The organism is Phytomonospora endophytica, from assembly GCF_014202425.1.
Taxonomy (GTDB): Bacteria; Actinomycetota; Actinomycetes; order Mycobacteriales; family Micromonosporaceae; genus Phytomonospora; species Phytomonospora endophytica.
The window spans coordinates 190,731-200,501 of record NZ_JACHGT010000016.1 but is presented as its reverse complement, the minus strand read 5'-3'; the positions used below and the strand labels follow the sequence as shown (position 1 = coordinate 200,501).

11 protein-coding genes and 1 pseudogene are annotated in these 9,771 nt (G+C 69.3%); 7 read left to right on the top strand and 5 right to left on the bottom strand.

The window, feature by feature from the left end; all coding sequences use genetic code 11:
• Positions 1–431: 431 nt before the first annotated feature.
• Positions 432–728 carry a 4a-hydroxytetrahydrobiopterin dehydratase gene (locus HNR73_RS31195; RefSeq protein WP_184791267.1) on the bottom strand — a complete coding sequence of 99 codons (297 nt, stop codon included), beginning with the start codon at positions 726–728 and terminating at the stop codon, positions 432–434.
• A complete protein-coding gene (locus HNR73_RS31190; protein WP_184791266.1) occupies positions 725–1,516 on the bottom strand; it encodes an alpha/beta fold hydrolase in 792 nt (263 codons plus the stop codon). Before HNR73_RS31190 ends, HNR73_RS31195 begins: the two co-directional genes overlap by 4 nt.
• 84 nt (positions 1,517–1,600) lie before the next feature.
• Here HNR73_RS31190 and HNR73_RS31185 point away from each other — a divergent pair, with 84 nt between their 5' ends.
• Positions 1,601–2,125 (top strand): PadR family transcriptional regulator, encoded by a 525-nt coding sequence (locus tag HNR73_RS31185; RefSeq protein WP_184791265.1) that lies wholly within the window; start codon positions 1,601–1,603, stop codon positions 2,123–2,125.
• A 30-nt stretch (positions 2,126–2,155) separates the two neighbouring features.
• On the opposite strand, the gene HNR73_RS31180 is transcribed toward HNR73_RS31185, so the two are convergent.
• On the bottom strand, positions 2,156–2,800 hold the full coding sequence (locus HNR73_RS31180) for a GNAT family N-acetyltransferase (RefSeq protein ID WP_184791307.1): 645 nt from the start codon (positions 2,798–2,800) through the stop codon (positions 2,156–2,158).
• A 65-nt stretch (positions 2,801–2,865) separates the two neighbouring features.
• On the opposite strand from HNR73_RS31180, the pseudogene HNR73_RS31175 reads away from it, so the two are divergent.
• Together HNR73_RS31175 and HNR73_RS31170 are read left to right on the top strand one after the other, a co-directional pair.
• Positions 2,866–4,178 (top strand): annotated as a pseudogene (locus HNR73_RS31175) (aminotransferase-like domain-containing protein); the annotation flags it as partial.
• Positions 4,152–5,144 carry a D-alanine--D-alanine ligase family protein gene (locus tag HNR73_RS31170; RefSeq protein ID WP_184791263.1) on the top strand — a complete coding sequence of 331 codons (993 nt, stop codon included), beginning with the start codon at positions 4,152–4,154 and terminating at the stop codon, positions 5,142–5,144. The pseudogene HNR73_RS31175 and the gene HNR73_RS31170, both read left to right, overlap by 27 nt.
• On the opposite strand, the gene HNR73_RS31165 is transcribed toward HNR73_RS31170, so the two are convergent.
• Positions 5,141–5,686: a hypothetical protein gene (locus tag HNR73_RS31165; RefSeq protein ID WP_184791262.1), complete on the bottom strand. Its 546-nt coding sequence runs from the start codon at positions 5,684–5,686 to the stop codon at positions 5,141–5,143. The genes HNR73_RS31170 and HNR73_RS31165 overlap by 4 nt on opposite strands.
• A 179-nt stretch (positions 5,687–5,865) precedes the next feature.
• Entirely contained in the window at positions 5,866–6,408 is a 543-nt protein-coding gene (locus tag HNR73_RS31160) for a GNAT family N-acetyltransferase (RefSeq protein WP_184791261.1), read from the bottom strand.
• Positions 6,409–6,724: 316 nt separating this feature from the next.
• Here HNR73_RS31160 and HNR73_RS31155 point away from each other — a divergent pair, with 316 nt between their 5' ends.
• The 4 genes from HNR73_RS31155 to HNR73_RS31140 form a co-directional block, all read left to right on the top strand.
• The gene (locus tag HNR73_RS31155; RefSeq protein ID WP_184791260.1) at positions 6,725–7,207 is read left to right on the top strand and encodes a hypothetical protein; all 483 of its coding nucleotides are present in this window, start codon (positions 6,725–6,727) and stop codon (positions 7,205–7,207) included.
• Between the two features lies 1 nt (position 7,208).
• Positions 7,209–8,387: a sensor histidine kinase gene (locus tag HNR73_RS31150; protein ID WP_184791259.1), complete on the top strand. Its 1,179-nt coding sequence runs from the start codon at positions 7,209–7,211 to the stop codon at positions 8,385–8,387.
• Complete coding sequence (locus HNR73_RS31145) at positions 8,384–9,043, top strand: response regulator (protein ID WP_184791258.1); 660 nt, start codon at positions 8,384–8,386, stop codon at positions 9,041–9,043. Before HNR73_RS31150 ends, HNR73_RS31145 begins: the two co-directional genes overlap by 4 nt.
• A 76-nt stretch (positions 9,044–9,119) precedes the next feature.
• Positions 9,120–9,771, top strand: a 652-nt coding sequence (locus HNR73_RS31140; RefSeq protein ID WP_221331205.1) for a hypothetical protein, incomplete at its 3' end; no start/stop codon positions are given.

Sequence of the window (9,771 nt, the reverse complement as noted above, 5' to 3'; positions counted from 1 at the left end):
AGCCTTCGAGCCTTCGAGCCTTCGAGCCTTCGAGCCTTCGAGCCTTCGAGCCTTCGAGCCTTCGAGCCTTCGAGCCTTCGAGCCTTCGAGCCTTCGAGCCTTCGGGGGAGCGTTTCACGTGAAACATCACGCGCCGGGGCGAGCGCGAGTCTCCGTTTCACGTGAAACAAGACGCCCGAGTCGCGCGCCTGTCACCGCGTCCCTCCGAGCCAAGCGAAGCCTCGCCGCCCTCTCACCGCCGAGGCCAGCACCGGCCCCACCGTTTCACGTGAAACATCGCCGCCCGCCGCACCTTTCCATCCCGCCTTTCAACCACACCGCCGCCGCAACAGTTGAGGCCGAGCACCCCGCCTCAACCCCACGGACTCGCCACCGCGTGCGCCGCCGTCGTCGGCTCACGACTCGGCACCGCGTGCGCCGCCGTCGTCGGCTCACGACTCGGCGGCGATGATCTCGTCGATCTGCCGCGCGAGGTCGAGGTCCTTCGACGTCACGCCGCCCTCCGAGTGCGTCGAGCAGCGGAAGGTCAGCGTGCGCCAGCGAATGTCGATGTCGGGGTGATGGTCCATCTCCTCGGCGACCACGCCGACGCGCGCGACGACCGTGATCGCGTCGGGAAAGGTCGGAAGTTCCGCGACGCGGGTGATGCCGTCGCCTTCAGCGGACCAGTCGGGAAGGTCGTCGGTGAGCTTGTCGCGCAGTTCGGTCTCGTCCAGAATCTCGCTCATACCCCGACGTTACGGCTCTCCCGCTCCGCCCGCAGCGCCTCGCCGACGGCCACGGCGAACGCGTCGGGGTTGTCGACCATGATGTTGTGCCCGCAGTCGGGAACCGCGACGAGTTCCACGCCCGAGGCGGTGAGCCCCGCGGCATCGGCCACCGTGCCGTCGACTGCGGGGTAGAGGAAGGTGCGCGGGATGTCCATACCCACAAGGTGTTCGCGCATCGTCGGCACGGAGCCGCGCGCGAGGTTGACGGCTGTCCGGTAGAGCCCGACCGGGTCGGCGAGCCGCATCGTCGACGCCCAATGCGGCCCGACGCGCGCCAGCGTCGCCTCCCACCCGCTGGCCAGGAACTCGTCCTCGGTGTACATCGCGATGCCCGAGCTGCCGGGTCGCGGCGACGGCGGCGCCGGATCGAGGTTGGCGTCGACGAGCACGAGCCGTCGCACCAAGCGTGGGTGCCGCGCGGCGAGCAGGATCGCGACGGCGCCGCCCATGGAGTGCGCGATGACGTCGGCCTCGCCCACTCCGGCGGCGGCCAGGGCGGCGGCGACCGCGTCGGCGTGCGCTTCGAGCGTGTAGGAGAAGTCGGCCGGACGGTCACTGACACCGTGCCCGAGCAGGTCCATCAAGAGCGAGCGGTGCCCGGCCAGCGCCGGGTGGGTGACCACGCCGGCGAAGTACGGCGCCGCGCTCGCGCCGAGGCCGTGGAGGTAGACGCGGACGGGTTCGCGGCCGGGAATCTCGGCCCAGCGGATGGTGGTGCCGTCGGGAAACACAGGGGCGGAACGCATGGGCGAACTCCTTAGCGGGGTGGTGTCTCGCGACGAAGATACCTCGACACCGATGTATCTAGCAACCGGGATATCCTGGTCGTCATGCTGGAACTCGCCGTCCTCGGTTTCCTCCACGACGAAGAACTCCACGGCTACGAACTCCGCAAGAAGGTCGCCGCGCTCACCGGCCACGTCCGGCCGATCGCCGACGGCACGCTCTACCCGCTACTCAAACGCCTCGAAGGCGCCAACCTGGTCGTGCGGGAAACCCGTCCCGGCCAGGTCGCCGCGCCCCGGCACATGCTGACCCTCACCGACTGCGGCCGCGCCGAACTCCGCGCACGCCTCGCCGACCCCGGCGAACTGTTCATCTCCGACGAGAACCGCTGGTTCACCGTCCTGGCCTTCCTCCGGCACCTCGACGACCCCGAGCGACAGGCCGCCGTGCTGCGCCGTCGGCTGGAGTTCCTCACCCAGCCGGCCAGCTTCTTCTGGGACGGCGACAAGCCCTTGCGCGCCGACGACTTCGACGACCCGTTCCGGCAGGGCCTGTTCACCATCGCGACCGCCACGAGCCGCACCGAACTGAAATGGCTGCGGGAAACCCTCGCGAGACTGGAGGGCTGATGCGATGTTTCACGTGAAACATCGCAGAAGTCAGTACCGCCGCACCTGCTCATAGGATCCGCGCGACTGCGCGCCGATCACCGACCCCGCCGTCGCCAGCAACTGGTCGAGCGCACGATCGACTTCCGCCCGCCACGACAAGGCCGTACGCAACTCCAGCCGCAGCCGCGGGTAATGCGGATCGGGCCGCACGGTCTTGAACCCGACCGAACGCAGGAAGTCCGCCGGCGCGACGCACGCGTGCTCCTCGCCCCGCTGGTCGCCGAAGACCTCGATCGCCTTGATGCCCCGCCGCGCGAGGTCCTTCGCCGCGGACTGCAGCAACTCCCGTCCCATCCCCGTCCCGGCGTACTCCGGCACGACGTGCGCGGTCGTCAGCAACACGGCGTCGGCCGACACCGGAGCCGAGGGAAACGCCGCGGCGCGCGGTACATAAGCGGGCGGCGCGTACAGCACGAACCCCGCCGGCGCCTCGCCCTCATAGGCGACCCGCCCGCAGGCACCCCACTCCAGCAGCGCCGTCGACACCCAGAGCTCCTTCTCGAAGCCCGTGTCCCCCCCGTCGCACGCCTGTTCGGCGGCGACCGGATCAAGCTCCCAGAACACACATCCCCGGCATCGGCGCGGCAGGTCCTCAAGCACATCGAGCGTCAAGCTCACAATTCGCCGTGACATCGCTACCAATAGTATTCGCAGAAGTGTCGGTAGCATGGCAGATCTCTACGTCCGCAGGAGGTGCCGTGTCCGGTACGACGCTCGACGATTACACCGATCGGTACGCACAGCGTGTTCACGGCATGGCGCAGTCGGAGATCCGAGCACTCTTCTCCGTGGCAAGCCGGCCGGAGATCGTCTCCCTGGCGGGCGGAAACCCTTACACCGCGGCACTTCCCCTCGCCGAGGTCGGCGACATGTTCGCCGACATGATCGCCACCGACGGCGCCAAGGCGCTCCTCTACGGACCCGGCCAGGGCGACGCCGCCCTCCGCGAAGCGATCTGCATGGTCATGGCCGACTCGGGCGTGGACCTCTCCGTCGGCGCGTCGCCCGACGACGTCGTCGTCACCGTCGGCGCCCAGCAGGCCCTCGACCTGCTCACCCGCATCTTCTGCGACCCCGGCGACGTCGTCATCGCCGAAGGCCCGACCTACGTCGGCGCGCTCGGCGTGTTCCAGGCCGCCCAGTGCGAGGTCGTGCACGTCCCCGTCGACGACGACGGCCTCATCCCCGAAGCCCTTGAGGAAACCCTCGCCGACCTGGCCAAACACGGGAAACGCCCGAAGTTCCTGTACACCGTCCCGACCTACCAGAACCCCACCGGCGTCACCCTCACCGAGGAGCGACGTGAACGTGTCCTCGACATCTGCGAGGCCGCGGGCCTGCTCGTCGTCGAGGACGACCCGTACGGCGCGCTCGGTTTCGAGGGCAGGCCGCCGAAGTCGTTGCGCGCGCGCCGCCGCGAGGGCATCTTCTACGTCGGCACGTTCTCCAAGACCTTCGCCGCCGGCCTCCGCGTGGGCTGGGTGCTGGCGCCACCGGCCGTCCGCGACAAGCTCGTCCTGGCGACCGAGGCCGCGATCCTGTGCCCGAGCGCGCTCACCCAGAACGCCGTCGTGCGCTACCTGACGACGATGCCGTGGCGGGAACAGGTCAAGACCTTCAGCGAGCTCTACGCCTCGCGTCGCGACGCGCTCCTGTCGGCCCTGTCGGACTACATGCCGGCGGGGATGCGCTGGACGAAACCGGGCGGCGGCCTGTTCGTGTGGGCCGAGCTTCCCGAAGGCCTCGACTCCAAGGCGATGCTCCCGCGCGCGCTCCAGCAGCGCGTCGCCTACGTCCCCGGCACCGGCTTCTTCGCCGACGGCTCCGGACGCGGCCAAATGCGACTCAACTTCTCCTTCCCACCTGCCGACCGCATCCGTGAAGGAGTGCGTAGGCTCGCCGACGTGATCACCGAACAGTCAGCTCTGTCTCAGACCTTCGGCGAAACCCACCCGCCCGCATCCGACGACGTGGTGCCGCGGCCATGACCGGTACCGGATCGGAGCCCGCCGCAGCCCAAGCCATCGCCGACCTTGCCGACGCCCGCGTCCTGATTCTGGCCGGTGGCCTGTCCTACGAGCGCGACGTGTCGCTGCGCTCCGGGCGCCGCATCGCCGACGCGCTCGGCGAACTGGGCGTGCACGCCGAGATCGCCGACGTCGACTCCTCGCTGTTGTCGACGTTGGCCAAGGATCCGCCCGACGCGGTCGTTTTCGCCCTGCACGGTGCGCCGGGTGAGGACGGGTCCCTTCGGGGCGTCCTGGAGCTTCTGAGCATCCCTTACGTGGGTCCCTCGGCGACGTCGGCGAGTCGTGCGTGGGACAAGCCGGGGGCGAAGACGCTCGTGCGCGAGGCGGGCATCACGACACCCGACTGGATCGCGCTACCGCGGGAAACCTTCTCGGATCTGGGTGCCGGGGCGTTGCTGGAACGGATCGGCGACCGCATGGGTCTGCCGCTCGTGGTGAAGCCGTCACGTGGCGGTTCGGGTCTCGGCGTGCAACGTGTGTCGACGGCCGGGGAACTGCCGGCGGCGATGATGGCGGCCTTCGCCTATGGCGACACCGCGCTCATCGAGCGTTTCGTACCGGGCGCCGACATCGCGGTGTCGGTCGTCGACTTCGGGGACGGGCCGCGTGCCCTCCCGGCGGTCGAGATCGCGCCGAAGGGCGGCGAGTACGACTATGTCGCGCGCTACAACGCGGGCGCGACGACGTGGCACTGCCCCGCGCGCTTGTCGGACGACGTCGCCGCGCGTGTCGCCGAGATCGCGGTGGCCGCGCATGAGGCGCTCGCTTTGGGCGACCTGTCGCGCGTGGACCTGATGGTGCCGCCCGATGGTGAACCGGCGTTCCTGGAAGCGAACGTCGCGCCGGGAATGACGGAGACGTCGCTGCTGCCGCACGCGGCGAGGGCCGCCGGTATCGGGGTCGGTCATCTGCTGGCGTCGCTGGTGCGCAACGCGATCCGGCGTTAGCTGTCGTTGAGGTAGGCGGCGAGGAACTCAAGGTCCTCCCGCCACTTCTTCTCGTCGACGGGCGGCAGGATGTCGTCCCACATCGTCATGAACGGGCCGCGCAGGTTCAGGCGCCCGTAGGGGCGCGCGAGGAACCAGACCTGAAGGTGCGCGCTGGAGTCACCCCAGCGGGCGACGTGGACGCGGCCGACGCCGTCGAGGGAGCGGATAGCGCGTTCGAGGCGGACGGTGAGGACGCCGAGCTCGGCGGCGTGCATGGTGGAGAGGTCACCGAGATCGAGATGCGAGCGTGTTTCGAGGATGAGGACCATCGGCAGGCCGCTGGGCTTGGGAAGGCCCTTGACGCGCCAGCGGTCGTCGGTCCAGAGGTAGTCGGCGTCGGTCGACCCGCAGGACGGGCATTCGGCGGGGTCTTCGCCGCGTCTGGGCGGTTCGACGCCGACGGGTTCGTCGAAGGGCTTGAGCCGTAGTTCACCGGTGAAGGGGAACGACGGCCACGCCACGAAGTCGGGGAGACGGGATCCCTGCGCGTCGGCTGCCACGCCTGGCACGGTACCGGGTCCGGGCGACAACCGGCACCACCCACCGTCCACTTTGGGAACGCCGCGGAGCGTTTTCGCGGTCGTGGGCACGACGGCGATGTTTCACGTGAAACATGCAGGCGACCCGGACATGCAGAAGGCACCGCGCCCTCGGACACGGTGCCTTCGCAGGCGTGCGGCTAACGCAGCCGGCGCCACATGATGATGTCGTCGCGGTAGTCGTCGGCCGAGATCTTCACCGCGTGCGGAAGACGGCCGACCTCGACGAAACCGTGCCGGAGGTAGAACTCCTCGGCGCCGGTACCGGAGCGGACTTTGAGGCTCAGGGCCTCAAGGTCGAGGACGCTGCGGGCGACGGTGTCGACCGCGGCGAGGAGACGGCCGCCGAGCCCGGAGCCCTGCCGGTCGGGGTCGACCTGGACGTGCCGTACGGTGCGCCATCCTTGTCGCGGCGGACTGTCGTTGGACGCGAGCACGCACCAGCCGACAATGGTTTCTCCTTCCGTGAGGGCCACCAGGGTGTCCGTCCCGTCGATCACTCGCGCGAGGATCGACACGGTGGTCGGTCGCACCTGCGGGACGGTGACCGGGGCGACGAAGCCCGCGGAGCCACCCGCGTTGGTGACGCGAACCCACAGGTCCGTCATCTCGTTGACGAGGTCGGCGGTCACCGGAGGATCGACGAGGACGCCTATCTCTCCGGTCAGTGTGGAAGAAGACACGTCGTCAAGAGTGACCGATCACGTGGGGTGACGCACCCGTGAATCCCACAATCCGGGCAAGGTCACATTGATGGAGCCAGGATCACGCCTGGGCGTCGCGTGTTTTCATCTCGCCGCTCCCCGTCCGTCCGGTTCCGCTCGCGCGATGTTTCACGTGAAACATCGCCGTCTCGTACTTCCCGGGAAGTACGAGACGGTCCAGCACCGCCCACGACGGCACCGGGGAAGCAGCCGGAAGACCACTCGTCGGCACGACGACGCGGGCCTCCTCGACGACGAAGGTTGGGGCATCCCGACACCACCGAGGAGCACCGCCATGAAGTCCACCCTGACGCCGACGCCGACCACCCGAAGGCTCGTCACGTTCACCGTCGCCTGCTCGCTCGCCTTCACCGTCGGCACGGCGCTGCACAACTTCGCCGTCATCGACACCACATTCATCGAGGAGATGATGCGACGAGCCGGCGAAACCGATCCGGCGGCGGCAGCGCCGGCGTTTACCACCGGGTTCCGGATCGTAGGCACCGCATACGTTCTCGGCAACGCCCTCGGAATGCTCGCCTTGTGGAAGCGGAACTGGTGGCTACTGTGGACGGTTCTCGCGGTGAACGTGTCGCAGTCCCTCGGCTGGTTCATGATCCCGTCCGGCATGTGGTCGCTGGCCCGCGAGGAGTACGGCGTCGCCGGCCTCATTCCGTCGGTGGTGACCGACGGGGGAGCGGCCGTCCTCGCGCTCGTGCTGATCGTCGCGCTCGTGCGCCACCGCACGCCGTGGGCGCAGATCAGGGAAGATCACTGACATGTCCGGCTCGCTCGTCGACCGCCTCACCGACACCGCCGCAGCATCTGTCTGGCGACGGCTCCCGTGGAGCGCGGCCGTCGCCGTATTCACCGTCGCGGCGACGGCGAGCGTCCCGCCCGAGCGGACGGTCACCCCGATCGACGCGCTCGGGTGGGCGCTCCTGGTCGTCCCCGCGCTGGCGCTGGCGTATCTGCCGTCGCTCCCGATGGTCGTCGCGACGATGAGTGCCGCCGCCCCGGTCGCCTTCTACGGCTGCGGATACCAGAGCATCTTCGCCGCGACGTCGGCCGTCGTGGTCACCTTCTTCGCCGTTCTCCAAGGACGCGGACGGCACGCCATCGCCGTCACCGCCGTCCTCGTTCTCGGCATCCTCACCGTCGGCATCGCACGCGGAGCGGACGCCGACGCCGCCGTCGAAGGACCGCTGTGGATCCTCGCCTGGATGCTCGCGGCGGCCGCCGGCGGAGAAGCCCTTCGCCGACGCGGCCAGCTCCTCGCCGCCGAACGGCGCCGCGCCGACGACGCCGCCCGCCTCGGCGCCGAACGAGAACGCCTCCGCATCGCCCGAGAACTCCACGACTCGCTGACCCACAGCATCTCCGTCATCAACGTCCAGGCCGGCGTCGCCGCACACCTCGCCGAAGCCGAACCCGACCGCGTGCCCACCGCGCTCGCCGCGATCCGCGACGCGAGCGCCGACGCCATGCGTGAGCTCCGCTCGACAGTCGAGGTGCTCCGGCACATCACACCGGACGGCGACCCCGCCGACGAGCCGGGCCCGAGCCTCGCCCAACTCCCGCGCCTCATCGAGACCGCGACCGCCGCCGGTCTGATGTTTCACGTGAAACATCGCCCCGAAGACACACCCACCGACCTTCCTCTCGACATCGACCGCGCCGCCTACCGCGTCGTCCAGGAGGCGCTGTCCAACGCCGCGCGTCATGCACCCGGCGCCGACGTACGGCTCAGCGTCGAACTCGGGCACGACACACTCGCCCTCACCATCCACAACGGGCCACCGAAGTCCACCCCCCACACCCGTGGCGGAGGACTCGGTCTCATCGGCATGCGAGAGCGCGTCAACATCGTCGGCGGCGAACTCACCGCCCGGCCCAACGGCGAAGGCTTCCTCGTCCGCGCCCTACTTCCCCTGCACCACAAGGAGAACCGACGATGAGCATCAGCGTCCTGCTCACCGACGACCAGCCGCTCATCCGCGCGGGATTCGCCGCGCTCCTCAACTCCGACCCCGACATCGACGTCGTCGGGGAGGCCGCCGACGGCGCCGAAGCCGTCGCGCTCGCCGAGCGACTCCGCCCGGACGTGATCCTCATGGACGTACAGATGCCGGAGATGAACGGCATCGAGGCGACGCGAAGGATCACCGCGATGGGCCTCGACTCGCGGGTGGTGATCCTGACGAACTACGCGCTCGACGTCTACGTCTTCGAAGGGCTGCGCGCCGGCGCGTGTGGCTTCCTGGTGAAGGACACGCTGCCGACCGAACTTCTGCGCTCGATCCGAGTCGCCGTCGAAGGGCACGCCCTCCTCTCGCCGGAAGTGACGACGACGCTTATCGAGGAGTACGTCTCCCGCCCGCCGACGCCGGTCGCGGCACCGGCGCTCGACGCGCTCACCGCACGGGAACGGGAGGTGCTGTTGCTCGTCGCCTCCGGTCTGTCGAACGAGGAGATCGCCCGACGACTCGTCATCTCCCACACGACGGCCAAGACACACGTGAGCCGGACGATGCTCAAACTCGGGGCGCGGGACCGCGCGCAGCTCGTGATGTTCGCCTACGAGAACGGCGTAGTGGTTCCCCGGTCGAAGTGAACTCGGTGATGTTTCACGTGAAACGGGGCGACGCCCTCGCCTTCCGAACCCAACAGACGGCCGAGGCGATGCCCGCGTGGACGCCGATGTTTCACGTGAAACGGTGACAGCATCAACGGCGGCATCAACGACGGCGCCGAGGGCTTGGTGCGGCGTCCGTGATCGACAGGACGAGAGCCGCGTCCATGTACAAGCCCACGACCAACGGCGCCGTTCAAAGGCGGACCGTGCGGGGCCGGGCGGAGCGGAGCCGAACTCCTGCCGAGACCTACGGCGCCTCCGCGATGTTTCACGTGAAACGGAAAGCTTCGGCTTCGGCTTCGGCTTCGGGTGCGGCTTCGGCTTCGGCTTCGGCTTCGGCTTCGGCTTCGGGTGCGGCTTCGGCTTCGGCTTCGGCTTCGGGTGCGGCTTCGGCTTCGGCTTCGGCTTCGGCTTCGGCTTCGGCTTCGGCTTCGGGTGCGGGTGCGGCTTCGGGTGCGGCTTCGGCTTCGGCTTCGGGTGCGGCTTCGGCTTCGGCTTCGGGTGCGGCTTCGGCTTCGGGTGCGGCTTCGGGTGCGGCTTCGGCTTCGGGTGCGGCTTCGGCTTCGGGTGCGGCTTCGGGTGCGGCTTCGGCTTCGGCTTCGGGTGCGGCTTCGGCTTCGGCTTCGGGTGCGGCTTCGGCTTCGGCTTCGGCTTCGGGTGCGGCTTCGGGTGCGGCTTCGGCTTCGGCTTCGGCTTCGGGTGCGGCT

What these genes read in the sequence shown, in the direction of transcription:
- HNR73_RS31195 (WP_184791267.1), bottom strand. Translation starts at nt 728, where the DNA reads ATGAGCGAGATTCTGGACGAGACCGAACTGCGCGACAAGCTCACCGAC.
- HNR73_RS31190 (WP_184791266.1), bottom strand. Translation starts at nt 1,516, where the DNA reads ATGCGTTCCGCCCCTGTGTTTCCCGACGGCACCACCATCCGCTGGGCC.
- HNR73_RS31185 (WP_184791265.1), top strand. Translation starts at nt 1,601, where the DNA reads ATGCTGGAACTCGCCGTCCTCGGTTTCCTCCACGACGAAGAACTCCAC.
- HNR73_RS31180 (WP_184791307.1), bottom strand. Translation starts at nt 2,800, where the DNA reads ATGTCACGGCGAATTGTGAGCTTGACGCTCGATGTGCTTGAGGACCTG.
- HNR73_RS31170 (WP_184791263.1), top strand. Translation starts at nt 4,152, where the DNA reads ATGACCGGTACCGGATCGGAGCCCGCCGCAGCCCAAGCCATCGCCGAC.
- HNR73_RS31155 (WP_184791260.1), top strand. Translation starts at nt 6,725, where the DNA reads ATGAAGTCCACCCTGACGCCGACGCCGACCACCCGAAGGCTCGTCACG.
- HNR73_RS31150 (WP_184791259.1), top strand. Translation starts at nt 7,209, where the DNA reads ATGTCCGGCTCGCTCGTCGACCGCCTCACCGACACCGCCGCAGCATCT.
- HNR73_RS31145 (WP_184791258.1), top strand. Translation starts at nt 8,384, where the DNA reads ATGAGCATCAGCGTCCTGCTCACCGACGACCAGCCGCTCATCCGCGCG.